The organism is Lentibacillus halophilus, assembly GCF_055395055.1.
In genome coordinates, this window is the sequence record NZ_AP043750.1 from 675,693 (window position 1) to 700,362 (window position 24,670).

A 24,670-nucleotide genomic window follows, 5' to 3' on the forward strand; every position below is an offset into this window, starting at 1 on the left:
CAGGGACGACGCCATCTGAGCGTCATGGGTTACGCTTTATCGACATTGGATCCCTTGAGGAGTCCTTGACAAGTGGTATAGCCCGCTCCAACCGGAAGATGATCGTTACACAATCTTTTTCCGTTCAACTTTATCAATATTTTCCAACATGATGCCCGTTCCTTTGGCGACACAGTTCATCGGTTCCTCGGCCAAAAACACCGGTACTTTCAATTCGTCGGCAAGAAGTCGATCAATGCCATGCACGAGCGCGCCCCCGCCAGTTAATGTCACACCGCGGTCAATGATATCTGCAGACAATTCCGGCGGTGTGCGTTCCAGAACTTGTTTAGCACTGTGTGTAATCAAGGCAACCGACTCACGCAACGCTTCCTCAATTTCCGGGGAGCCAACCGTGATGGTCCGTGGCAATCCGCTCACCATATCCCGGCCGCGGATGTCCATTTCCTCGTGACGACCGTCTTTGAACACCGTTGCGACATTGATTTTTATATCTTCGGCTGTACGCTCACCAATTAGCAGGTTGTATCTCTTTTTAATGTATTGCAAAATTTCTCCATCAAACGTATCCCCGGCTAATTTAACCGTTTCCGATGTGACAATATTGCTCATCGATAGAACCGCCACGTCAGTTGTGCCGCCGCCAATGTCCACGATCATATTGCCGCTCGGATGCTCGATTTCCATTCCGGACCCGATAGCTGCCACTTTCGGCTCTTCCTCAAGATAGACTTTTCCGCCACCAGACTTTTCTGCCGCTTCTTTAATCGCCTTTTGTTCCACTTTCGTAATATTGGTCGGGCAACAGATGAGCATTTTCGGTTTGGATAAAAAGCCTTTTACATTAATTTTATTAATAAAATATTTCAACATTGCTTCGGTGACATCAAAATCGGCAATCACACCGTCTTTTAACGGGCGAATCGCTTCAATATGTCCGGGCGTTCGCCCCACCATGCGGCGTGCCGCTTCCCCAACCTCGAGCACGCGGCCAGTATGACGGTCCATGGCCACGACAGAGGATTCATCCAAAACAATGCCTTTTCCTTTGACATGGATCAGCACATTCGCTGTTCCAAGGTCAATCCCGATGTCCCTCGCAAACATGCATGCAAGCCTCCCTGCTATGAAATCGTTCTCGTATCCAACATAAACTATTCCTACTAATCTCCTATTCTATCACAAAATCCATCATTTAACCGCCTGTTCAAGAAAAAAGATAGCAAAAAATAGTCGTCGTATCAGTCACAAATTCGTCACAAATTCATGCAGGAACGAGCGCCATTTTATCGAAATAGTGTTTAGAAGCCTTAAAAGGAGTGATACCACTGCATCGAAAAAAGACGTATGACTTACTGGCGTATGAAGCGCTTTTCCGGTGTATGCACCCAACGCACCGGCACCATGAGTCCATTGTTTCGGTCTACAAAAAAGAAAAGGCCGGTTTCGACGGCGAACGAAATGTGGACTACAAACTTTCCGCCTATCCACGGGACGACCTCTTCCTCATTAAGGGACTGCGCTTGGACAATCCCCCTTTTTATTTTCAAATCGACACACTCATCCTGACAAAACAATTTATAACCCTATTAGAAATTAAAAATCAGCAAGGAACCTTTATGTATGATGCGAAACTACGGCAATTGACCCAGGACGTTAATGGTCAAGTCAAAGCTTACAAGGACCCCATTTTACAAGTTGACGCCCAAAAGATGCATTTACAGGCATGGCTGGAACGGCGCGGAATCTACGGCATCCCAATAGAAACGCTGGTTGTCGTCGCCTTCCCTTCCACAGTCATCGCCAACGTCAGAGAAGATCCGGACGTTTACAACCAAATCATCCATACTGAAAGCCTGCACCAACATTTGGACCGCATTCACGCCAAGCATGAAAAGGACGTGTTCACCAAGAGAGAGATGACAAATCTGCACCGGCAATTCCTCCGTGCCAATCAACCGCTGCGCACCCATATTTTAAACACGCATCACGTTGAACAGCACCATTTGATTCCAGGGATCCCGTGCTCGCAATGCGCACGTTATCCGATGATTCGAAAACGCGGAAAATGGCAGTGCCCCGCCTGTTCCGCCACGGATGATGACGCCCATAAGCAACGTATTCTGGATTATTTTCTTCTTCACGACGACACAATTACCAACCGGACATGCCGCAGCCTTCTGCAAATTGACTCGCCAAGAACCGCATACCGATTGTTGAACGGCATGAACCTGAAGCATACCGGCACAAACAAGGGCCGAAAGTACATGGCTCCGGCATTAGGGGACTTCCCGCAACAATCAAGCTTCCCGGAACCGCCCAAAAACCACACACGGAACCCGATGCGTTAATAACCGGTTGATATCCATCTCGATCTGGTCGATATATTCTGAATGCGGTTGATACCTGCCTCGATCCGGTTGATATTTTCTGAATCTGGTTGATACCTGCCTCCATCCGGTTGATATGTTCCGAATCTGGTTGATACCTGCCTCGATCTGGTTGATATCTGCCTCCATCCGGTCGATATTTTCTGAATCTGGTTGATATCTGCCTCGACCTGGTTGATATATTCTGAATGCGGTTGATATCTGCCTCGACCCGGTTGATATGTTCCGAATCTGATTGATATCTGCCTCGACCTGGTTGATATATTCTGAATCTGGTTGATATCTGCCTCCATCTGGTTGATATTTTCCGAATCTGGTTGATATTTGCCTCGATCCGGTTGATATATTCCGAATCCGGTTGATATCGACCTCGACCCGGTTGATATTTTCTGAATCTGGTTGATATCTGCCTCGACCCGGTTGATATTTTCCGAATCTGGTTGATATCTGCCTCGACCCGGTTGATATATTCTGAATCTGGTTGTATCCCTCTCCATCCGGTTGTATCACCACTTGCTATCTGCTAGCGTCGTGCTCGCACACCCGCGTGTCCGCTCGGTAAACGCTTTCAACAATTGAAAGACCCAACCGTTTGCCGGCTGGGCCGTTCGTTGGCGACTATCAATTTGTCGGAATCGTTCAGTGGACGATTACCGCCTTCGTCACCATTTTTTGGATAGGTGCAACCGATTATCCGATTGGTTTGGCACTTGCCTCCTCCTCTTCTTCATCATCTGGTCGGTATTTACTCCGGGTTGCTTCGCCTCCGCGAAGATGGCGGATCGATTTGTTGTAGCTGAGCACATGTTTAACTTCATTGTAAAGTTCGGGATTGATTTCCGGCAGTCGTTCGGTTAAATCTTTGTGAACGGTACTTTTGGAAACGCCGAATTCTTTGGCGATCAATCGGACAGTTTTTTTTGATTCGACCACATATCGCCCTATCCTGGTCGTCCTCTCTTTGATGTAATCGTGCACACCGTTCGCCTCCCTAAGTTGGATATTTCCGAGGTGTGGGTTGAGACAAACAAGGTGATTCCTCTCACGCTGTTCACTCATCTTTTGGCAAAGGGCATCTGTGCAGCTGTGGCTATGGTTTCCCTGCAGATCAAAACAAGACAAAAAGCGCACTTCAAAGGTGATATGTAAACCGTTACACTGGTGAATTGACTGGATGGAAAGCTACACAAGCGCTCACCTCAGACTTTTCTGAATGCTTGATTACTTCATTTTATTATCGTTTGCCTTGAATTATGATGACTTTTTGACGCTGACGACCGCGGACATGCCGTTTGTTGAGGATTCTTTATAACGTGCGGCGCGCGAGGGACGTTTGAGGGCAGCTTGTTTATGCGCACGAAAAACAGCTCCAGCGGGGTTGCTGGAGCTGTATCTATTGGCTTTGATTGATCCATTGTTGGAATCGGTATCGCTTTTATGCCAGATGTTATGGCATTTCCTTATTTTTATCCGATTGATCATCGCTGGAGCTGTTGGAATCACTGTTTTCCTCAGATGGCGCGTCGCCTGATTGACCTGAGTCATTGTTTTTATCGGATGATGAGTCGCCTGACTGATCTGAGTCATTGTTTTTGTCGGATGATGTGTCGCCTGACTGATCCGAGTCATTGTTTTTGTCGGATGATGCATCACCTGAGTCGGCTCCTTCTTCCTCAGTGCTGTCCGATTCACTGCTGGATGAGTCGTCTTCGGTGTTCATGCTGTCGTCTTCCGATTTTTCCGCCAGCGCGTCGTCAATGGCGCTTAAAGGCTGGTTGAAAAAGTCTTCCGGATTGACCTCGGTCCCGTCTTTTCGAATCTCAAAATGAACATGGGTACCATTCTCTTTGCCAAATGTGTTCTTTCCGGCGGTTCCCAGGACATCACCCTGCTCCACGTTATCGTCAGTGGATACATTGACATCGCCGAGACTGGCGTAATGCGTTGTTACGCCATTGTCATGCGTCATAGTCACAACATTGCCCATCAACGGATCCTCTTTGATTTCCGTAACGTTACCGCTTAATGACGCCTGAACATCGAATGTTTCGCCATCAGCAGAAGCGATATCCACGCCTGTGCTTTGATAGTAGCGGTTATTCAAGACGACCAAGGCATCCTCCTGCTCTTTTTGATCGGCGTCATAGTCATAGTATTTAGTTACGATTTCTGCTTCAAGCTTGTCTTCAACAGGCTTTTGAATGATCTCCTGCTGATCCACGACGGGCTTTGCTTCCTGATCATGTTCAATCGGGGAATAGTCTTCGGTTTTCTCCTCCTGGGTCTCGTCAATCTGGTTGCCAATATTCTGATACCATACCACCAACGACAAGAGCAAGGCAGCAATCGTCAGATATACGGCTGGAAAGAACCACTTCTTACGGAAAATGCGACTCCATTTATTTTTTGGAGTTTTGTTTTCTTCTGTCATATGTCATCACCTCAGCAACATTCTGAGCAGAAAAATCCAAAACTATACATTAAATTTCTAAAAAAGTCCTATTTTGCTGCATTTTTTTGCGTTAATGGGGAATCATAAGCTGTTTTTTGGTAAAAACGATCCCTTTCATGCGGCGGGTGAACCACTCGTGCCGCCCTGGCCGTAACGTCTCCCCCCCACTGCTCTGCACACAAAAACACGGCCGCATTGCTGGCTGCATGCGACCGTGTTTCGATCCTATTTGGCGACAAGGGCGGGAACGGCGTCGTTGACCGTGCTGATATTAACGTCTTGATAGTAATGATTAAGAATGTCTTTGTACGTTTTGCCTTCTTTGGCCATGCCGTTTGCGCCGAATTGGCTCATACCGATGCCGTGTCCGAATCCTTTCGTCGTAAAAATCAAGTGACCATTTTTCTTCTCAATGGAAAAATCACTGGACCGGAGTCCGAGCTTCTTACGAACGTCCCGCCCGGTGTAGGAGTTCTTCCCAATGGTCAATTGTTTGACACGCTTGCTCTCAGTTCTCGAGATTTTCATAGAAAGGTTCCCGATAGCTGGCAGTTCCGTTCCCAGCCGTTTTTCTATTTCCGTCATAGAGAAAATTTTCTGATCCAAAAATTTCGGTGAGTTTTTATCCCATGGGCTTTTCACACTGCGCAAGTAAGGAACTTTATTTTTCCAATAGTCTTCCGAGTTTTCCGTATACCCATTGCTCGTGGAAAAATAGGCCGGTGTAATCGGTTTGTTTTCATAGGTTAAAATTTCGTCTTTGGTTGCTTTGACGGCCTTTTTGATTTTTTTCATTTCTTTGTTATAGTTCTTTCCCATCGTTTTCCGCAGTTCTTGTTCATTATGATAAACCTGGTCATTGGTTGTGTCGCTGACATCCGGTGCATCCGGGTTTTCTTGATGCATCATGCGGTTGACGATGTATGTTCTTGCTGCGAGCGCTTGGGCCTTTAGTGCCTCCATTTCAAATTCGGCCGGAGCTTCGGAAGCAACCACACGGGAAACGTACGTCTCGAGCGGTACATTTTCCACATTATCCGCACTGGCCCGGGCCACTTCCACTGAAAACGGCGAATCCCCCATCGCGATCTCCAAGCTGGCAGCAGACTTTTCCACCACCTTATCCGGACTGCTGTCATCAGACATAAACGGAATTACTACAGCGGTCGGAACGATTAAAATGACCGTCAAGATCGTTGCGAAAAACAGGACAAGCGGATGTTTCCATAGGGCCGTTTTTCTGGTGAGCAACTGAGGCTTTTTTTGTTTAAGAAGTTGCTTCAGTTTGTCACTATTGGTCTGGAATTTTCGTGGTTTTTTTTTCTTCCAGGCTTTTGGAACGGTCGGTTTTTTCTTCATGAACAGCCTCCTTCATTGCGAAATAATGGTGTCTGATCTGGTAGCATGATATGTGGCATTCCTGCTATTAAATTTATACAGTAGAGGAGGCTAATAGAACCATAAAATAAAATGATGCGGTTGGAACGTACCGGATGGGGCAGTGTCAAACGGAGCGAGGCGGATTTCAACCGGATTCCGAATTTATCGACCGGTTCGTGGCACTTATCAACCGGATTCCGAATTTATCGACCGGTTCGTGGCACTTATCAACCAGATTCCGAATTTATCAACCGGATCGAGGCAGATATCAACCGGATTCCGGGTTTATCAACCGGAGCGAGGCACATTTCAACCGGATTCCGAATTTATCGACCGGAGCGAGGCATATATCAACCAGATTCTGAATTTATCAACCAGGTCGCGGCACATTTCAACCAGATTCCGAGTTTATCGACCGGATCGAGGCACTTATCAACCAGATTCCGAATTTATCAACCGGATCGAGGCAGATATCAACCGGATTCCGGGTTTATCAACCGGAGCGAGGCACATTTCAACCGGATTCCGAATTTATCGACCGGAGCGAGGCACTTATCAACCGGATTCCGGGTTTATCAACCGGAGCGAGGCACTTATCAACCAGATTCCGGGTTTATCAACCAGATCGAGGCACATATCAACCGCGTTCTGAATTTATCAACCGGATCGGGAGTGATTTCAACCGGGACAAGCCATGCATCAATCCTGGTGCCATTGAATGACCCGCTCGTTCAATCCGGTGATCCCCAGGCCGGGCCTATTCCCAAACGTGATATGGCTGGCGTTGTATTCGATGCCGCCGTCGATCGTGTCACCGTCCAGCATGAGCGGTGCATCCAAATCATACCACGTGACGTTCGGCTGGCTGGCGGCGACGTGCGCTGCGGCGGTGATGCCCATGCCGGTTTCCATCATACTGCCGACCATGCATGCCACTCCGTAGATGTCGGCCAATGTTGCCACCTTCAACGCTTCATGAATGCCGCCGGTCTTCATCAGCTTAATATTGATCATGTCAACGGCCCGCGCCTCCAGCACCCGTTTGGCATCGTAAGCAGAAAAAACACTTTCGTCCGCCACAATCAATGGGCTCGTATGGGCTGTTACATAGCGCAAGCCATCCAAGTCATGGCGGACGACCGGCTGCTCAACGCATTGAATATCCAGACCGAGCGTTTCCATTTTTTGAATCGTCCGGACGGCTTCTTTGGCCTGCCAGCCCTGGTTGGCATCCAGACGAATCAACGGGTCCGGTCCCACTTGCTCGCGGATGGCTTCGATACGTTTGATATCGGTTTGACTGTCATCGCGGCCGACTTTCACCTTCAACGTGGTAAACCCATCATTAATACAAGCTTGTGCGTCGTCCGCCATTTCCCCGGGATGATTGACGCTAACGGTATCATCGGTTTCAATGACCGAACGATAGCCGCCAAGAAATTGAAACAGCGGCATGCCGGCGTACTGAGCAAGACAGTCGTGCAAAGCCATATCGACCGCTGCTTTAGCGCTTGTGTTGCCGACAGCACTGCTCGACAATGCCGCGAACACGTGCTCCCGCTGTAACAACGATTGGCCGCATAACAATGGCTTGATCATCGTGTTGATCGCCTCAACAATGCTTGCCACGCTGTCACCGGTGATCACTTCGGTCGGGGGTGCTTCTCCCCAGCCGATCACACCGTTATCACACGTCACCTTCACAACGATGGTTTCAACTGTGGTCACAGTACGCAACGCTGTTTTAAACGGTGTATGCAGCGGAATGGACGCATACCCTGTTTCAATCGTCTGTATGTTCATGGAAACATTCGCTCCTTTTGTAAACCGGCTGCCCGATTCCATCAAACACCGTTATTGCACACCCGGCTCGATCGTTAATCGTTTCCTGGTCGTTGACAAAAACGCACGGGCCCCCAGCGGCACGGAAAAATGCGGGAAACAATGGCCGATCTTGAATCCGGCCATGACCGGACACGGAAGATCCGATAAATGATCGGCCAACACCTGCTCCAGAGAAAGCGATGGCTCGTGTGTCGGCTTGGCATCGGCAAAATCACCGACAATAATGCCTGCTGCCGCATCCAATTTACCGGCGAGACGCAATTGATTGAGCATCGAATCAATCCGGTACGGCGCCTCACCGATATCTTCCAGCAGCAGGAGCTTACCGTTTGTATCAATGTCATAATCCGTACCGAGCGTGCTGGCCAACACGGACACATTCCCTCCGACCAACGCTCCGTCCGCTTCCCCGGGCGCCAGCACCGTCAGCGGCGATACGTCTTCTGTGTAGTGCAGCGTCTCCGGAGCAAATAATTGCCGGAACATACGCGCCGACAATGGATCAAACGCCTCATCCGCCACGTCAGATGCCGGCATCGGCCCATGAAATGTTGTCAGTCCTGTCCATTGACGGATGGCTGTGTGCATATAGGTGATGTCACTGTACCCCCAGATGATTTTTGGATGCCGGCTGATCAACTCATAATCGATTTTGTCAGCCAACCGGGCGCTCCCGTAGCCGCCGCGTGCAAACATAATCGCCCGCACCGATGTGTCGCTTATCATATGATGAATATCCGCCACCCGTTGGTCATCCGTTCCCTCTAAATAGCCATGCCACTCATCAATCGTTGCCCCATATGTGACGTGCAGCCCCATCGCCTCGAAAAACGGGGTTGCCCGCGCCAGACGATCGCTGTCCACCGGGCCTGCCGGTGCGACGATTCCGATGGTGTCCCCTCGCTTCAATCGATATGGTTTCATATGAATGTCTCCTTCTTTCCGAGTCTCACCCCATCACGCACTAAGGGCCTTTACGACTAGTGTATTTATGTCATGGTCGGATAATCACTCATCCGCTATCATTGTGTTTGAAATTTGTGTTAAAATGGATGCAAACATGAAAACGTCATGGCAGGACGATCTGCAACGCATCATTCAGCCTGGGCCGAATTTGAACCGCCTTTATTAAGGCTAATCGGGAGGTGGATTCGCCATGTCCTTACTGAATCTACTATGGGCGCATGAAGGACGGTGGTTAAATTAGGTATGGTTATTTCGATGGGTTTTTCGGTACTTGTGTTCGTGGTTATCGTTGTGGTTATTTATAGGATGGTTTCCGGTAAAGGAACGCCCGACAACAGTTATACGCCATTCGATCATATTACCGGTCAAGCCGATACAGACTTTCATGAGGAAACAACGGACGTCGAACAAGACGACGATTAACGTATTCAACGACACCGGCCCGTATACGCACCACATGCCGTGCATGTCAGTAGTCGTGGTGTCTACCAGAATAGAAGTGCCGCAATCATTGTCATAAACAGACCGATGACAACCGGGATAACGCTTTTTCGAACCAGATCAATGACAGATATTTTGGCAAAACCTGCGATAGCGATGATGGGTGACCATGCAACAAGGGTACCACCGCCCATCCAGATGGCGCCGATTTGGCCGATGGATGCAAGGGTTGTTGGATCCATTCCTGTTGATGCGGCCAAAGCGTCTGAAAGCGACCCGATTAATGGCAACGCAGAAAACCCAGATCCATCAAGACCGGAGACCATCCCCAACACCAACACACCTAATGCCGTGAAGAAGGCGTTATCAGGAATATAAGCCCGGCCCTCCTGAACTAAGTCAAACAGGAAAGAAGGCGTCGCATCGGGCTCTGTACCGAAAATCTGCCCCGCCAGATCCCCGCTTCCGATAAAGAAAAATGCGGCCACTGGAATAACCAGCCCCATGACTTTAAAAGCAAACACGAAACCGCTCACGATATGATCGCTAACATCCTGTAACGTTTGTTTGTAATTGCGAAACAGCGACATGACAATGATTAATAGAATCGCTGTCCCGCCAACGAGCGACGAACCCGCACCGTCGTCAATTGATGGTATGACTGTCGAGAATGTAGCTGTAATCACGTATGCAACAATGATCAAAAATATAAAAGGAACAACAAAAGCAAATACGGAACTATATTTTCCTTTATTCACGTGACTGTTATCGACTCGGACGTTTAAGTCATCGTCACCGCTGTTTTCCCATTCTGTAAGGTTTTGTTGTGCAGGTTTTTTCATGGATGTGCGAACCATGACATAAGCAATGCTCAGCGAAATCGCTCCGGCAATCAACGATAATATAAACGTCTGCTCCCCAATGGCACTGGTTTCCAGAGCGCCACTGCCGGACGCGGTTAACTCTGGTGCCACCTTCAAAATAAAATCCGACGACAACGCCATCCCGTGACCAGCTAAGGAAATCGAAATAGCGGCTCCGATGGGCGATAGACCGGCTTTGATAGCCACCGGAATTAATAGGGCCCCAATGAGCGGAACAGCTGGTGCCGGCCAGAAAAATAACGATAAAAAGTACGTGACGACAGCAAGCACCCAATAAGCGGTTGTGCCGTTTTTCATGATCTTTTGAAGTGGCTGAATCATCTTCTCGTCAGCGCCAATCGACTGAATCGAACGTAAGAGTGCCGTCATAATCGCTATGATTAAAAAAATGTTAAAGAGCTCGGACGCTGCTGTTAAGTTGGAATTGAAAATAGCTTGAATGCCACCCAAAAACGACCCAGAAAACGACCATGAAACGAAAAAACTCATTATTAACGCTGGCACAACAACATTTTGCCGACATAATAACGTTAAAATAATAAGCAATGTCCCAGCCAGATACAACCAATGCGCCCATAGTAGTTCCATGACATTTCCCCTTTATTGAAAACTCCAATAATGCATGGTTATTGTATGTAGCGATTGGGCGAATGTGACAAACGGGGCGGATCGTGCGCTAATGGCGATCTCATCAGATAGGAGACTTTGAGCAGACAGTTTGGGGAATCAGTATGAAACAGGCTGTTACTGGGGATGATGATTCTGGACAATAAAAAAACAGATGCAATCGTGTCATCAAAACAACCATTGGAACGTTTCCATCTGTATGGGAATAGTGTGTTTCCGCCCATAATAATAAAACGGCCCCCTTAAGCAAACAGACGAGTGTTTCTTCTGTCTGCTTGAAGGAGGCAGCATACCCTGTTACATCTGATATTTTCTGTCTAAAACGCGGTGATATGGTGCAGAAACGATAGTGGTTCATGTCTCGAGTCACGTACTGGACAGATATTCGACAAAGTTTAATGGGCGATCGTTAACTGGAGACGATGCCTGCTCTGCATCCCTGTCTGCCTCAATGCGTTCAACCGACGCGCCGAGGCCAGCCAGTTTTTCGGCGAAATCAACATAGCCGCGGTCCAGATGTTTTAAATCGGTCACACGCGTGATCCCTTCTGAGCGCAGACCGGCCAATATAAGTGCTGCGGCTGCACGCAGATCGGTTGCAGCCACTTCAGCACCCTGCAAATCGCTGGGGCCTTCAATAATGACACTACGTCCTTCGACTTTCATCCTGGCATTCATACGCCGGAACTCTTCAACGTGCATAAACCGATTTTCAAACACAGTCTCGGTAATCACACTCGTTCCATAAGCGTTCAACATTAACGCCATCATCTGGGATTGCATATCGGTCGGGAATCCTGGATGTGGCAATGTTTTAATATCGGTTGCCAGCAGTTTATCCGGCCCCAACACACGAATACCTTCGCCTTCACTCAGAATCGTTGTCCCCATTTCTTCAAGTTTGGCAATAACGGAACGCAAATGCGCGCTTTCCGCATTTTCAATTAAAACGTTCCCACCGGTAATGGATGCGGCGACCATAAAGGTTCCTGCTTCGACCCGATCTGGAATAATGGAGTGATCGACGCCGTGCAGGCTTTCCGCTCCTTCAATGCGAATCGTTTCTGTACCGGCTCCAACCACTTTGGTCCCCATTTTGTTCAGGAAATTGGCCAAGTCGACGATTTCCGGTTCTTTGGCACAGTTTTCAATCGTGGTCGTGCCGTCAGCAAGTGATGCAGCCATCATGATGTTTTCTGTAGCTCCCACACTTGGCATATCAAGATAAACCTTAGCACCGTGCAGTCGCCCTTTTGCCTGGAGTTCAACAAACCCATTGCCCACGTGGACATCTGCTCCCATAGCCTCAAACCCTTTTAAATGGAGGTCAATCGGTCTGGACCCGATGGCACAGCCTCCGGGCATAGCGACTTTCGCATGACCGTAACGGGCTAACAGCGGACCAAGCACCAACACGGATGCCCGCATTTTACGCACATATTCCGGTGGCGCTTCGGTCATGAGTGGTTCAGATGCATCCACATGAACGGTATTGTCAGCAAATGATATATGAGCATTCATATTGCGCAGTACTTCATTAATTGTATAGACGTCGGCAAGGACAGGGACATCAGTGATGACACTTTCGCCTTCACTTGCAAGCATACTTGCTGCTATCACAGGCAATACAGCGTTTTTGGCACCTTCAACGCGCACAGTGCCCTGCAGCCTTTCCCCACCTCGTACGATGATTTCTTCCATATTCTCTTAACCCCTTATCATCCGATTTCACTATATTAGTATTCAGTAATCAGTATAGGTGTGCCTATCGTAAGTGCTGATTTACCAGTTGTTTTATTTTTCAACACCATTTGCACATTCATTGGTTTGTTCATAATCAGATCCTTATTCCATAAAGTCGAATGCCCATATACAATTTTTTTGACATTTGACGTTTTCACGTTGTCCGTCTGGGTTTGTATCATACTCAGATTCATCGTTTTTTTAAGCTTGTTAAAAAAATAAACACCATCTATATTACCATCAATGGATGCGGTAAGACAAACGAATGTTGTCGAATTCCCACTAAAATACGTATTTTTTACGTTTTTTAGTCGGGAATGATAGACTTGTTTGACTTGACTGTTCCACTGTTTCCCCTTGATCACTGCGATAAATTCCGCCTGATGAGCACGGTTTTTTGGAATCACCACTTTATACAATCCGAAAACAGGCTCTTCTTTTTGTCCGTATTCAAATGTGTATTTTACACTATTATCGCTTTCAGTACTTGAGGCATTGTAATCAGTTTTTTCCTGAAGCTGTTGGACATAACCTTTTAACGTTTTCCGATCGATCTGTTCCTTTACCGTGACCTGCCATCTATCCGCTTCAAGACCGGCTTGAGAAACCGCTGCTTCTAGTTTTTCCATTTTATTATTCGTTGACCCTGAAGCAACGCTAGTATGTAATAGAGATACGAGAATAATAGATACGATTAATGCGATTTGTTTCATAAAAAACGCCCCCTTGTTGACTATATTTATAGTATAAACAAGCGAGCATTTTTTAAACGGTCAGTTTTAATGATAAACGAATGACGTTATCCAACGATTCATTGAAATAAATACATTAAATCCTGCGACCATTGGATAAAATCGAGAAAGAAACGACTGACACCGGTGCCAATAAAAATGGCGATAAATACAATAAGGACTTTAGCTTCCGCTTCACGGCCTTTTCGGATAAGCGGATCAATATTAATGGTCGTAACCGCACGCCATGTAATATAGATGAAAATTAAATGGGAGATCATTCCGATAATCGCTGTCATACCAATAGATGAAAACATAATTCCACACCTTGCTTTAAGTATAATCACGTGACATTCGTTTAATGCATCTGTATGTTACTTTGCCATCGATAAGGCCAATTGTCAATTATTTTATCCCGTATAACTGATGGTTAGCCATAGTCACAAACATGAGGGGTCATGAAGGGCAGGAATCATCATTTCCCGGGAAATATCGACACCAACGCTTGGTGGTGATCAGGTTGATAAGCCGCTTTCGGGTTGGTCGATATCACTCACGGGATGGTCGATATATTCTTGAATGCGGTTGATATCGCGCGCGAACCGGTCGATATATCCTGAATCCGGTTGATATCCTGCGCGAACCGGTTGATATATCCTGAATGTGGTCGATATCCTGCGCGAGGCGGTCGATATATCCCTGAATCCGGTCGATATCGCTCGCGGTCCGGTTGATATATCCTGAATCCGGTTGATATCCTGCGCGAACCGGTTGATATATTCCTGAATCTGGTTGATATCCTGCGCGAACCGGTCGATATATTCCTGAATCTGGTTGATATCCTGCGCGAACCGGTTGATATATCCTGAATCCGGTTGATATCCTGCGCGAACCGGTCGATATATCCTGAATCCGGTTGATATCCTGCGCGAACCGGTTGATATATCCTGAATGTGGTCGATATCCTGCGCGAGGCGGTCGATATATCCCTGAATCCGGTCGATATCGCTCGCGGTCCGGTCGATATATCCTGAATCCGGTTGATATCCTGCGCGGTCCGGTCGATATATTCCGAATCTGGTTGATATCCTTCGCGGTCCGGTTGATATATTCTGAATCTGGTTGATATCTTCTCACCCTGGTCGATATATTCCAACCCCAGTCAAGTCTGCCTCCACAGGGCCCCTTATCAGACGGTCATTCGCTGCATACAAAAAAGAAAATCCCTTATAACGGATCGTTACAAGAGATTTTTTATTTACTGAGCGATGTCCAATCGATTCATTGCGCGTTTGAGTGCTAGTTCTGCCCGTTGATGGTCAACGTTTTCCTGCTGTTGCTCCAACCGTTGTTCAGCACGTTTTTTGGCTTCCTGTGCACGCTGAACGTCTATTTTGCCGGGTTCTTCGGCGGATTGGGCCAAAATGGTTACTTTATCCGGCCGTACTTCGAGGAACCCGCCGTTGACAGCCAGTTGCACGGAATTATCATCTTGCTTCAAACGTACGGAACTAATGGATAAAGGGGCAACCATTGGAATATGCCCTGGCAAAACGCCGAGCTCGCCATTTTCGGCTTTACAGCTGACCATGTCGAATTGATCATCGAGAACCGGGCCATCAGGAGTAACAACACTCACATCTACTGTTTTCAATGCAACGCCTCCTCAGACACTGGCATGGCCGGATGCGACAGTTGATAGATGTGCTTTCCGGTTGTTCCGGCGGCCATTATCTCTGTTCATCCAGCAATGCCTGATTGATTATTCCATTTCTTTTGCTTTTTCGTCGACATTTTCAATCCGGCCGACGAGGCGAAAAGCGTCTTCCGGCACGTCATCGTATTCGCCGTTAAGAATTCTACGGAAACCTTTGATCGTTTCTGAAATCGGTACATACGATCCCGGTTGGCCGGTGAACTGCTCGGCTACGTGGAAGTTCTGGGACAGGAAGAACTGAATACGGCGCGCGCGGGAAACCGTCAGTTTGTCCTCATCCGACAACTCATCCATGCCAAGAATCGCGATAATATCCTGCAGTTCTTTATACTTTTGTATCGTTTTCTGCACTTCATCAGCTACATTGCTGTGCTCTTCACCGACAACTTCAGGGTCAAGGGCACGGGATGTAGAAGCCAATGGATCCACCGCGGGGTAAATGCCTTGTTCCGTCAGGGAACGATCCAGGTTCGTTGTGGCATCCAAGTGAGCAAATGTCGTTGCCGGTGCCGGGTCGGTGTAGTCGTCAGCCGGGACATAAACGGCTTGAATGGACGTAACCGAACCTTTGTCCGTCGTTGTGATCCGTTCCTGCAGTTGGCCCATTTCAGTCGCCAATGTCGGCTGATAACCAACCGCTGATGGCATACGGCCCAACAATGCAGACACTTCCATGCCCGCCTGAGTAAAGCGGAAGATATTATCAATAAATAACAAAACGTCCTGGTTTTCTTCGTCACGGAAGTACTCTGCCATTGTCAGACCGGTCAATGCTACGCGCATCCGGGCTCCGGGCGGCTCATTCATCTGACCAAAAACCATGGCCGTTTTCGAGATAACCCCTGATTCCTTCATTTCATAGTAAAGGTCGTTGCCTTCGCGTGTGCGTTCACCTACACCGGCAAACACGGAAATACCGCCATGCTCCTGAGCAACGTTGTTGATCAATTCCTGAATCAAAACGGTTTTTCCTACGCCGGCACCACCGAACAGGCCAATCTTACCACCTCTTGTGTATGGTGCCAATAAGTCAATAACCTTAATGCCTGTTTCCAAAATTTCTGTATCTGTCGTTAATTCATCAAATTCCGGCGGTTGGCGATGAATCGGATCACGCCGAACATCATCCGGAACCGGTTCTTCCAAATCAATATTTTCACCAAGTACGTTAAATACACGGCTCAATGTCTGTTCCCCGACCGGGACAGAGATAGATGCGCCGGTGTTAGCGACTGGCGCATTACGTTGAAGCCCATCGGTAGAGGACATGGCAATGGTACGCACCGCACCGTCTCCAAGATGAAGCGCAACCTCCAATGTCAGGTTGTTTGCATTGTCATCGTCGGAGCCGACAATCAGTGCGTTATTAATATCCGGGATGTCTCCTTCGTCAAATGCCACGTCGACAACAGGGCCCATAACCTGTGTAATGTGTCCCTTGCTCATTGGTTTCCCTCCTATCATAACTCTCGGCAGCTCAACGTCCGTGCTGCATATGGTCACGTTTCCATGGTCACTTTTTCTATGTGGACGTCCTGAATGATTCCACTACTCCAATGCAGCCACGCCGCCGATGATTTCGTTGATTTCCTGAGTGATCGCCGCTTGACGTGCACGGTTGTACGATAATGTCAAGTCATCAATAATGTCATTGGCATTATCCGTTGCATTGCGCATAGCGTTCATACGTGCAGCATGTTCACTTGCTTTACTGTCAAGCAATGCACCGTAAATCAGACTTTCAGCATATTGCGGCAGGAGTACTTTTAAAATCTCGTCTTGATTTGGCTCGTACTCGTATTGCCCCATGCCGGACGTCGTTGCTTCTTGAGCAATATCTGTGAGCGGCAATAATTTTTTAGACGTCACCTCTTGGGATATGGCGCTTTTGAAATGATTGTAGACCACTTTCAGCTCATCGATATCCTCATCAATAAACAATTGCACCGCTTCAGAAGCCAGTTGCCGAACGTCTTCAAAATTGGGCTGATCCGCCATGCCAATGACCTCTTTGGTTACCGGCATGTTTCGTTTTTTGAAAAAGTCATAACCGACACGACCAATCACAATGACGGTGTACTCATCGGTCGATTGATGGTTTTTCTGAATGGTTTCATACGTTTTTTTCAGAACGTTGCTGTTAAAGGCACCAGCCAAACCACGGTCCGATGTAATGACGAAATAAGCCGTTTTTTTGACCTCACGTTTCTCAAGCATCGGGTGTGTCGCATCCATCGTTCCACCGGCGATATTGGCGACCACTTCCTGAATTTTCTCGCTGTACGGTTTAAATTGTTTGGCGTTCATTTCCGCCTTGTTTAACTTGGAAGCGGAAACCATCTCCATGGCTTTGGTGATCTTTTTTGTTTTTGATGTTGAATTTATCCGTTTTTGTAAATCTCTGAGGGATGCCAAGCTTTGTTCACCACCCTTCCTTAACAGAGGCCGGGCGTCGGGAAAGGTGAGGCCGGACCACAGCAGCCGGGCCTCTCACCTATTCCATTACCGGACCATTATTACGTTTCCGTCGGAGCAAACACTTTCTTGAATGCTTCAACGGCTTCACTCATCTCATCACCCTCGGTCAGTTTACCGGTTTCGCGGAGGGTGTTAAGCAATTCTTTCCGATTTTCATCAAGCCAGATATGGAATTCTTTTTCAAAGCGTGTCACATCATTGACCGGAATATCGTCAAGGAAGCCTTTCGTCAATGCGTAAATGATCATCACTTGTTTTTCGACATCAATCGGTTCATGCAATCCTTGTTTCAATACTTCAACCGTACGGGCACCACGATCAAGTTTGGCCTGGGTTGATTTATCAAGGTCCGATCCGAACTGGGCAAATGCTTCGAGTTCACGGAAGGACGCAAGATCCAAACGCAGGGTTCCGGCGACTTTCTTCATCGCTTTTAATTGAGCGGAACCGCCGACACGGGAAACAGACAGACCTGCGTTGATTGCCGGGCGAACGCCGGAGAAGAACAAGTCGGACTGCAAAAAGATTTGTCCGTCGGTGATGGAAATAACGTTCGTCGGAATATAGGCACCGATATCGCCAGCCTGTGTCTCAACAAACGGCAGGGCAGTGAGCGATCCGCCACCTTTATCGTCGTTCAGTTTCGCAGCACGTTCCAACAAACGTGAATGTAAGTAGAATACGTCTCCCGGAAATGCTTCACGGCCTGGCGGGCGGCGCAGCAACAGGGACAGTTCACGATAGGCCGCTGCCTGCTTGGTCAAGTCATCATAGACGACAACGACATGTTTTCCGTTATACATGAAGTCCTCACCCATGGATACACCTGCATATGGTGCGAGATACAACAATGGTGCAGGTTCCGATGCACCGGCGGAAACAACAATCGTCTTATCAAGCACACCATAACGGCGGAATGTCTCTACGGTTGACCGGACGGTGGAATCTTTCTGACCGATGGCTACGTAAATGCAGAGCATGTCCTCATTCTTCTGGTTCAGAATGGTATCCACAGCAACCGTCGTTTTTCCTGTTTGCCGGTCGCCGATGATCAGTTCACGTTGTCCGCGACCGATCGGAACCAATGCGTCAATCGCTTTAATACCCGTTTGCAGCGGTTCTTCAACTGATTGACGATCCATAATGGATGGTGCCGGAGATTCAATTTCGCGGTTTTTCGATGTTTCCACCGGACCTTTGCCGTCGATTGGCTGTCCCAGTGGATTGACAACGCGTCCGAGCAGCTCTTCTCCAACGGGTACTTGCATAACCCGGCCGGTGCGACGGACTTCATCGCCTTCTTTAATATCTGCAAATGGGCCTAAAATGACGATACCAACATTGTTTTCTTCCAAGTTTTGCGCCATGCCCATGACGCCATTCGAAAATTCAAGGAGCTCACCAGCCATGGCATTGTCAAGGCCATGAGCACGTGCAATACCGTCACCGACTTCAATAACTGTGCCAACATCGTTTACTTCGATATCGCCGTCAAAATCTTCAATTTGCTGTTTAATCAGTGAGCTAATTTCGTCAGCTTTAATGCTCATACCATTTCACCCCTATCTCCATTAGTTTACCGCTCCAATATTCCGTTGGATCCGATTCAATTTGCCTTGGATGGATCCATCATAAATCGTATTACCTATCCGCAGTTTAATGCCGCCGATAACTGATGGATCGACGACAGAGGTGAGCTTGATCGCCTGTTTACCAAAACGTTTGGCAAACGTCTGTTCAAGCCGCTCTTTTTCTCCCTGTGACAGTGCCCGAACGGAATATACGGTTCCCTCTTCTATTCCTTTCGCATCATTCACCAACCGGATAAAATGGTCAATAACCAACGGCACAATGTCCAAACGGTGACGCGTCGCCAAGAGGTGCAGCGTCGTGACGATGTCCTCCGAGAACGACCGGAACACGTCATTGATAAATTGTTCCTTTTGTTCTAAAGAAATGCGTGGATGCTTCAGGAATGGCATCAACGTGTCATTGTCGTCAATGATGGTTTTCAGGACAAGCAATTCATCGGCCCATTGATCCATTGTTCCTTTTTCATTGCTCAGCTGGAAAAGCGCGTCTGCGTAACGTTTTGAAACGGCTTCACTCATCGTTTTTCGCCTGCTTCCTTGATATACTCATCAATGAGTTTGTCCTGATCCTGTTCGCTAATTTCTTTTTCAATCACTTTGCTGGCAATTTGTACAGATAAGGAACCTACTTGATCCTGAAGGGCCTGGATCGCTTTTTCTTTTTCGTTTTCAATTTCATTCTGCGCTGCTTGTTTGATTTGCTCGGCTTCCCGGCGGGCATTATCAATAATTTCCTGCTCCTGCTTCGAGCCGGCATTTCGTGCATCCTCAATAATCTTTTGCGCTTCCTGTTTCGTCTGCTTCAACTGTTCTGCCGCTTCGTTCTGAGCTTTTTCCGCTTCCGCCCGGCTCTGTTCAGCCGATTCGATTTCACTGGCCACATGTTCTTCCCGCTGTTGCATGACATTCATCAAAGGGCCCCAGGCAAATTTACGGAGCAGTATGATTAACACAAGGAAGAAAAACAGCTGAGTCAGCATCGTTCCGACTTGGAGACCGGCAAGGGAGGCATAAATCGTCGTAAATCCAGTGAGTGCCTGCACAGAATTCACTCCTTTCGCATAACCAATTGTCGTTTGCCATTCGTGTTCAGGTGTTGGCGTATTGGCGAAAGATCCATCAGGAACGGATCTTTCGCCATAATCGTATTTATTTCGTCTTGTATTACATAACCATTAGTGCGATAACAACCGCGATGATCGGTACAGCCTCAACAAGACCGACACCAATGAACATCGTTGTCTGCAATTGACCGCGCAACTCCGGCTGACGGGCAATCCCTTCGACCGTACGACTGACAATCAATCCGTTACCTACACCGGCACCTAATGCCGCCAAACCTACTGCAATTGCTGCTGCTAATGCTCCAGACATAATATGAATCCTCCTCAAAATTTTTTATGTGTTCACCATCCTGCCTCAGCGTGGTTATCGCTAAAACAGGGATATTCCTAATTTAAACAATACTTAGTGATCACTGGACACTTTATGTGACATGTATACCAGCGTCAGTATTGTGAAAATAAACGCTTGGATCGTGCCTATGAATAAACTAAATCCTTGCCATGCAAGCATAGGAATGGCACCGCCAAGGAATCCCCAAACAGTTGTTGACGTGAGTCCGGCTAAAAGTCCCAACAGAACTTCACCGGCATAAATGTTTCCAAATAAACGAAGACCAAGTGTCAGCGTATTGGAAAACTCCTCAATAATGTTGATCGGGAAGAATACCCAATGCGGACGGAAGAAATCTTTCCCGTATTCTTTGCCTCCGCGTACTTTAATGCCATAGTAATGGGTAAGCACGATGACCATTGTCGACAATGTCAATGTCAATCCAGGGTCGGCTGTCGGTGATTTCCACCATAGTTCGTTGCCGAATGTGATCAGGGTTATGACACCAAGTATGTTACTTACTAAAATATACGTAATCAGTGTCAGTCCCAACGGCAGAAAAACCCGCCCTGTTTTCCAGTCCATGGTGTCACTGATCATTCCTTTGACAAAATCAACGACCCATTCCATGAAATTTTGCGCGCCGGATGGCTTCATTTGCAGTTTTCTGGTGGCCAGAACACACAAAACGAATACAATAAGTGTGGAAATAGCTGTCATAACTACGACAGACAGGTTAAAATCAAGCCAAGGTATATCCAGCACATCATGCGCTATTGGCGCTTCATGATCCATCTTTTTCACCCCTTTTCCAAGCATTACTTTTTAGATTTGGACATAAAAAAATCTATCACAATGACCAGATAGGATGTCATTAATCCAACTAACACGGAAATCACATCAATGGACGCATCAAACCGAAGTGCGATCAGGACAGCCAATGCAGCCGCCGCAATGCGTGACATGCTGCCGAGTGAGCCTGCAGACGTCTGACTCGCCACGGATGCCGCAAACGTATTAATTTTACGCTGAAGCAGCCACAGGTTGTACAAACTGACGGAACCGCCCAAGATAAGCCCAAGGAAAATGTGTGAATAAGGTGTGAAACCTGCTCCCAGCACGAATAGTGCTAGAAGATAAATCATCCACTTGCGCTGCCTGCCGGCCATGTAGCCATAATATGACATGATTTGACTCTTCTCCCGGGGAATTGATGTGACAGGATGCTGCCGCTCAAGGCAGGCAATCGTATTGCCAGTAAAACGGTGCACCGACGATAGAATTATGTAAGGTTCAAGCATGCAAATGCAAAAATTCCTTACTATTCCACACTATGCTAGTTTACATTAGCGACTACCTATTGTCAATCGATGACGACGTTAAAAAAACGGGTGTGCGCCTTGATGGGATCACCATGCACAACCCCTGCCCTGCCGACTATGACATGTCTTTTAAGGCCTGATCCGTCCACCTTATTATAACGAATAAACGGCTTCATTTATATGAACATTATGTGACAACTTTTTTGACATATCGAAAATGTTGAATACAGATTGTTATACGCAACGGAGGGTCGTCGCCAAGCCCCGGCTGATTCATTCATCCCGGTCACTGAGACGGATACGGAATATGCAGTCGTGTCTGAAAACTGGATGTTTCACCGCTTTTAAACGTCACCGTAACGACAGCCCGGTAGTCGCCTGGTTTTCCGAGCTCATCCGCTGGCAAGGTGCCTTTATTCAAACCGTCCTGAACGTTGTCTGATTCCAAAAGCATCCGATCATGCACTAGCGTATCCAGGCTGTACAGGTTCACTTCCATATGCTTTGCCGGCTTGGTTAAGTAGAGTTGAAAGGCATAAGTATCCTTGGAAAACGGCTTCAACGACAAGGTGAAGCCCATCGCTTTCGGATAATCAGCGGTCTTATTGACAAAGACATATGGCATGTCATATTGGTTGTCCCCTTGGTTGAGCATCAGCCACCCTTGATGGATACCGTTTTTAGCCATGTTGCTATTGAGGCTTAATTCGAGTGTCAATGGTTTTGACTCCCCAGGTTTTAATGTGAACGATTCCGGCAGATGCCAGTTCACACCTTTTTTCGTTGCCGGCACGGACAGCGAATAGGTGTGTTTGGATGATGAAGTGTTGGTAACCGTGATTGTCTGCTTTTGAGCCGCACGAAATCCCGTGACCTTGCCAAATGACAATAAGGGCTGATTGATGATGGTTTCAGTACGGATGGCTTGTTTCGGCTGGATTTCACCGGCCCCCTGGATAACCGGGGCAAAAGGATTTCCATCGGTATCGGTTAGGCGTTTGGCCGTTGTTTTTACGGCGCCAGTCAACTTGCCGATGTCCCAGTCCGGATGGGCTTCCATCATAAGCGCCATAACACCGGTGACATGCGGTGCCGCCATGCTTGTCCCCTGCAAATGACGGTATCCCCCCGGGACGGTACTTAAAATGTTCGTTCCCGGTGCACTGACGCCCGGTTTCAGGTCCCAGTTGACGGTGACAGGACCCCGTGAGCTGAAAGGTGCCATCGTTTTCGGTGTCTGTTGATACCTGGTTTCCACATATAAGCTGTCGTTGGTCGTTTTTTCCACGAGCCATTGGCCATCACTTTGGCTGATGGAGGCGACCGGGATGGTGACCGGGTCATCGGACGGATGCACTTTTCCGCGAAACGAACCGGCTTCATGATTGTATATCAGCACAGCTTTAGCGCCTGCTTCCTCCGCCTTTTTAGCTTTTTTATAAAACGGATCATCACCACGCTTGACCAGAGCTATTTTGCCGCGGACATCACCGGCTTCAGGTGATTCAATGGCATAATCTTTTGTTAATCGCCACGCGGGGGATCCATCCATATGTTGGAGGCTGATGGTTTTATTGAAACGTTTTCCCTCCAGAAAAGGTTTGGTTTTCGGATAAGCCGCCGCTCCGACAGACAGTCCGTCAGCAGCCGTTGCCGGTGAGCCAATGGTCCATCGACCCGGTCCAGAATTGCCGCCTGCAACCACCACCGGCACTCCACGATCAGCAGCGCGATTGACCGCTATACTCGTCGGAAAGTCAGGTCCATTGATCGCATTGCCGAGAGAAAGATTGATCACGTCCGCGCCGTCTTCCACCGCCTGTTCCAATGCGGCAATGACTTGAACGGACGTGCCGCTTCCGCCCGATCCGAGCGCACGATAGGCATGCAGCTCCGCATCCGGGGCAACACCTTGAAGCGCTCCATCAGCAGCGATGATTCCGGCGACGTGGGACCCGTGCATGGTTGGCATGCCTTGCTTTACCGTCGTTTCCATCGGGTCGTTATCAAGATCGACCAGATCATAGCCACCGGCAAAATTATCCGCCAAGTCCGGATGGGTGTAGTCAATGCCGGTATCCACCACGGCTACCTGCACCCCCTGGCCGGTATAGTCGGTATTATTCAGGGCGGCAGGTTTCACACTGTCGTTGGTTGCATTTTTCGGGCTCTTCAACGCTTGTTGGGTCGATTCAGCCTGGGCTTCGTATGTCGTTACCTGGTGGACAGCCGTTATGAAGTCGACGTTATCCAATTTTTTCAGCTGTCTTGGTTTTGCTTTTAACGCGAGTCCGTTAAATAGTTTGTCATAGACGGCAACGATATCGATAAATGGACGGTGCGTTTGCAAATACGACTGTCGCTCTTTCGGACTACCCTTCACTTCAACGATGACGGATGTTTCGTTGTCGACGCTACGGCTGGATGGGTCGTCTCGAGCAGCAGCAGACATGGGTAGCGTGATGATAATGGCTATGAACAAAAGCAGAACATACCGCATACAGGAATCCCCTTTTACAGCGTGATGTCCATTAGCATTTGAAAATCAAGGGGCATTCATGCATACGAATGGGTATGGGATTGCGATGGAGAAAGTAATGTACAAAAAAGGGGCTGGGACAAAAGACGTTTAGGCAAATAAAAATCCGAACTATGATTCGCAAAAAATTTGAATCAGTTCGGATTTTTCGTTTAGCGTAGGAAAAAC

At 47.8% G+C, this 24,670-nt stretch carries 23 protein-coding genes; 3 read left to right on the forward strand and 20 right to left on the reverse strand.

The window, feature by feature from the left end; all coding sequences use genetic code 11:
• Nucleotides 1-105: 105 nt before the first annotated feature.
• Nucleotides 106-1,107 (reverse strand): rod shape-determining protein, encoded by a 1,002-nt coding sequence (gene mreB, locus ACZ5Q7_RS03070; protein WP_343751741.1) that lies wholly within the window; start codon nt 1,105-1,107, stop codon nt 106-108.
• Nucleotides 1,108-1,319: 212 nt separating this feature from the next.
• Between mreB and ACZ5Q7_RS03075 the strand changes: the two genes are divergently transcribed.
• The gene (locus ACZ5Q7_RS03075; RefSeq protein WP_343751740.1) at nt 1,320-2,351 is read left to right on the forward strand and encodes a nuclease-related domain-containing protein; all 1,032 of its coding nucleotides are present in this window, start codon (nt 1,320-1,322) and stop codon (nt 2,349-2,351) included.
• A gap of 729 nt (nt 2,352-3,080) precedes the next feature.
• On the opposite strand, the gene spoIIID is transcribed toward ACZ5Q7_RS03075, so the two are convergent.
• The 3 genes from spoIIID to spoIID form a co-directional block, all read right to left on the reverse strand.
• Complete coding sequence (gene spoIIID / locus ACZ5Q7_RS03080) at nt 3,081-3,368, reverse strand: sporulation transcriptional regulator SpoIIID (RefSeq protein WP_343751739.1); 288 nt, start codon at nt 3,366-3,368, stop codon at nt 3,081-3,083.
• A gap of 469 nt (nt 3,369-3,837) precedes the next feature.
• A complete protein-coding gene (locus ACZ5Q7_RS03085) occupies nt 3,838-4,821 on the reverse strand; it encodes a M23 family metallopeptidase (protein WP_343751738.1) in 984 nt (327 codons plus the stop codon).
• 246 nt (nt 4,822-5,067) lie between these two features.
• Nucleotides 5,068-6,201, reverse strand: a complete 1,134-nt coding sequence (gene spoIID, locus ACZ5Q7_RS03090) for a stage II sporulation protein D (RefSeq protein WP_343751737.1) — start codon at nt 6,199-6,201, stop codon at nt 5,068-5,070.
• A 142-nt stretch (nt 6,202-6,343) separates the two neighbouring features.
• Between spoIID and ACZ5Q7_RS03095 the strand changes: the two genes are divergently transcribed.
• Nucleotides 6,344-6,874, forward strand: a complete 531-nt coding sequence (locus ACZ5Q7_RS03095) for a hypothetical protein (protein WP_343751736.1) — start codon at nt 6,344-6,346, stop codon at nt 6,872-6,874.
• Nucleotides 6,875-6,921: 47 nt separating this feature from the next.
• Here ACZ5Q7_RS03095 and ACZ5Q7_RS03100 read toward each other — a convergent pair whose 3' ends face one another.
• Nucleotides 6,922-8,025: a mandelate racemase/muconate lactonizing enzyme family protein gene (locus ACZ5Q7_RS03100; RefSeq protein ID WP_343751775.1), complete on the reverse strand. Its 1,104-nt coding sequence runs from the start codon at nt 8,023-8,025 to the stop codon at nt 6,922-6,924.
• Between the two features lie 51 nt (nt 8,026-8,076).
• Nucleotides 8,077-8,991 carry a S66 peptidase family protein gene (locus ACZ5Q7_RS03105; protein WP_343751735.1) on the reverse strand — a complete coding sequence of 305 codons (915 nt, stop codon included), beginning with the start codon at nt 8,989-8,991 and terminating at the stop codon, nt 8,077-8,079.
• 285 nt (nt 8,992-9,276) lie between these two features.
• Between ACZ5Q7_RS03105 and ACZ5Q7_RS03110 the strand changes: the two genes are divergently transcribed.
• Nucleotides 9,277-9,456: a DUF3951 domain-containing protein gene (locus ACZ5Q7_RS03110; protein ID WP_343751734.1), complete on the forward strand. Its 180-nt coding sequence runs from the start codon at nt 9,277-9,279 to the stop codon at nt 9,454-9,456.
• Nucleotides 9,457-9,518: 62 nt separating this feature from the next.
• Here the strand turns inward: ACZ5Q7_RS03110 and ACZ5Q7_RS03115 are convergent, their stop codons facing one another.
• The 14 genes from ACZ5Q7_RS03115 to ACZ5Q7_RS03180 all read right to left on the reverse strand — a co-directional run bounded on the left by ACZ5Q7_RS03115 (nt 9,519) and on the right by ACZ5Q7_RS03180 (nt 24,463).
• A complete protein-coding gene (locus tag ACZ5Q7_RS03115; RefSeq protein WP_343751733.1) occupies nt 9,519-10,946 on the reverse strand; it encodes a hypothetical protein in 1,428 nt (475 codons plus the stop codon).
• Between the two features lie 405 nt (nt 10,947-11,351).
• Entirely contained in the window at nt 11,352-12,686 is a 1,335-nt protein-coding gene (gene murA, locus ACZ5Q7_RS03120; protein WP_343751732.1) for a UDP-N-acetylglucosamine 1-carboxyvinyltransferase, read from the reverse strand.
• 35 nt (nt 12,687-12,721) lie between these two features.
• Nucleotides 12,722-13,441 carry a YwmB family TATA-box binding protein gene (locus ACZ5Q7_RS03125; RefSeq protein WP_343751731.1) on the reverse strand — a complete coding sequence of 240 codons (720 nt, stop codon included), beginning with the start codon at nt 13,439-13,441 and terminating at the stop codon, nt 12,722-12,724.
• Nucleotides 13,442-13,539: 98 nt separating this feature from the next.
• A complete protein-coding gene (locus ACZ5Q7_RS03130) occupies nt 13,540-13,776 on the reverse strand; it encodes a DUF1146 family protein (protein WP_343751730.1) in 237 nt (78 codons plus the stop codon).
• Between the two features lie 941 nt (nt 13,777-14,717).
• Nucleotides 14,718-15,113 carry a F0F1 ATP synthase subunit epsilon gene (locus tag ACZ5Q7_RS03135; RefSeq protein WP_343751729.1) on the reverse strand — a complete coding sequence of 132 codons (396 nt, stop codon included), beginning with the start codon at nt 15,111-15,113 and terminating at the stop codon, nt 14,718-14,720.
• A 108-nt stretch (nt 15,114-15,221) separates the two neighbouring features.
• The gene (gene atpD / locus ACZ5Q7_RS03140; protein WP_343751728.1) at nt 15,222-16,622 is read right to left on the reverse strand and encodes a F0F1 ATP synthase subunit beta; all 1,401 of its coding nucleotides are present in this window, start codon (nt 16,620-16,622) and stop codon (nt 15,222-15,224) included.
• Between the two features lie 102 nt (nt 16,623-16,724).
• Nucleotides 16,725-17,591, reverse strand: a complete 867-nt coding sequence (gene atpG / locus ACZ5Q7_RS03145) for an ATP synthase F1 subunit gamma (RefSeq protein ID WP_343751727.1) — start codon at nt 17,589-17,591, stop codon at nt 16,725-16,727.
• A gap of 101 nt (nt 17,592-17,692) precedes the next feature.
• Entirely contained in the window at nt 17,693-19,204 is a 1,512-nt protein-coding gene (atpA, locus tag ACZ5Q7_RS03150; protein ID WP_343751726.1) for a F0F1 ATP synthase subunit alpha, read from the reverse strand.
• A gap of 21 nt (nt 19,205-19,225) precedes the next feature.
• A complete protein-coding gene (locus tag ACZ5Q7_RS03155; RefSeq protein WP_343751725.1) occupies nt 19,226-19,765 on the reverse strand; it encodes a F0F1 ATP synthase subunit delta in 540 nt (179 codons plus the stop codon).
• The gene (locus ACZ5Q7_RS03160; RefSeq protein WP_343751724.1) at nt 19,762-20,289 is read right to left on the reverse strand and encodes a F0F1 ATP synthase subunit B; all 528 of its coding nucleotides are present in this window, start codon (nt 20,287-20,289) and stop codon (nt 19,762-19,764) included. Before ACZ5Q7_RS03160 ends, ACZ5Q7_RS03155 begins: the two co-directional genes overlap by 4 nt.
• Nucleotides 20,290-20,410: 121 nt before the next feature.
• A complete protein-coding gene (gene atpE, locus ACZ5Q7_RS03165) occupies nt 20,411-20,620 on the reverse strand; it encodes a F0F1 ATP synthase subunit C (protein ID WP_343751723.1) in 210 nt (69 codons plus the stop codon).
• 93 nt (nt 20,621-20,713) lie between these two features.
• Complete coding sequence (gene atpB / locus ACZ5Q7_RS03170; RefSeq protein ID WP_343751722.1) at nt 20,714-21,436, reverse strand: F0F1 ATP synthase subunit A; 723 nt, start codon at nt 21,434-21,436, stop codon at nt 20,714-20,716.
• Nucleotides 21,437-21,459: 23 nt separating this feature from the next.
• Entirely contained in the window at nt 21,460-21,828 is a 369-nt protein-coding gene (locus tag ACZ5Q7_RS03175; protein ID WP_343751721.1) for an ATP synthase subunit I, read from the reverse strand.
• 421 nt (nt 21,829-22,249) lie between these two features.
• Nucleotides 22,250-24,463, reverse strand: coding sequence for a S8 family serine peptidase (locus ACZ5Q7_RS03180; RefSeq protein WP_343751720.1), 2,214 nt, complete (start codon nt 24,461-24,463; stop codon nt 22,250-22,252).
• Nucleotides 24,464-24,670: the final 207 nt, after the last annotated feature.

Bases quoted from the DNA above. Each gene is read 5' to 3' on its own strand.
- mreB (WP_343751741.1), bottom strand. From the start codon at position 1,107: ATGTTTGCGAGGGACATCGGGATTGACCTTGGAACAGCGAATGTGCTG.
- ACZ5Q7_RS03085 (WP_343751738.1), bottom strand. From the start codon at position 4,821: ATGACAGAAGAAAACAAAACTCCAAAAAATAAATGGAGTCGCATTTTC.
- spoIID (WP_343751737.1), bottom strand. From the start codon at position 6,201: ATGAAGAAAAAACCGACCGTTCCAAAAGCCTGGAAGAAAAAAAAACCA.
- ACZ5Q7_RS03100 (WP_343751775.1), bottom strand. From the start codon at position 8,025: ATGAACATACAGACGATTGAAACAGGGTATGCGTCCATTCCGCTGCAT.
- ACZ5Q7_RS03105 (WP_343751735.1), bottom strand. From the start codon at position 8,991: ATGAAACCATATCGATTGAAGCGAGGGGACACCATCGGAATCGTCGCA.
- ACZ5Q7_RS03110 (WP_343751734.1), top strand. From the start codon at position 9,277: ATGGTTATTTCGATGGGTTTTTCGGTACTTGTGTTCGTGGTTATCGTT.
- ACZ5Q7_RS03115 (WP_343751733.1), bottom strand. From the start codon at position 10,946: ATGGAACTACTATGGGCGCATTGGTTGTATCTGGCTGGGACATTGCTT.
- murA (WP_343751732.1), bottom strand. From the start codon at position 12,686: ATGGAAGAAATCATCGTACGAGGTGGGGAAAGGCTGCAGGGCACTGTG.
- ACZ5Q7_RS03125 (WP_343751731.1), bottom strand. From the start codon at position 13,441: ATGAAACAAATCGCATTAATCGTATCTATTATTCTCGTATCTCTATTA.
- ACZ5Q7_RS03130 (WP_343751730.1), bottom strand. From the start codon at position 13,776: ATGTTTTCATCTATTGGTATGACAGCGATTATCGGAATGATCTCCCAT.
- atpD (WP_343751728.1), bottom strand. From the start codon at position 16,622: ATGAGCAAGGGACACATTACACAGGTTATGGGCCCTGTTGTCGACGTG.
- atpA (WP_343751726.1), bottom strand. From the start codon at position 19,204: ATGAGCATTAAAGCTGACGAAATTAGCTCACTGATTAAACAGCAAATT.
- ACZ5Q7_RS03155 (WP_343751725.1), bottom strand. From the start codon at position 19,765: ATGAGTGAAGCCGTTTCAAAACGTTACGCAGACGCGCTTTTCCAGCTG.
- atpE (WP_343751723.1), bottom strand. From the start codon at position 20,620: ATGTCTGGAGCATTAGCAGCAGCAATTGCAGTAGGTTTGGCGGCATTA.
- atpB (WP_343751722.1), bottom strand. From the start codon at position 21,436: ATGGATCATGAAGCGCCAATAGCGCATGATGTGCTGGATATACCTTGG.
- ACZ5Q7_RS03175 (WP_343751721.1), bottom strand. From the start codon at position 21,828: ATGTCATATTATGGCTACATGGCCGGCAGGCAGCGCAAGTGGATGATT.
- ACZ5Q7_RS03180 (WP_343751720.1), bottom strand. From the start codon at position 24,463: ATGCGGTATGTTCTGCTTTTGTTCATAGCCATTATCATCACGCTACCC.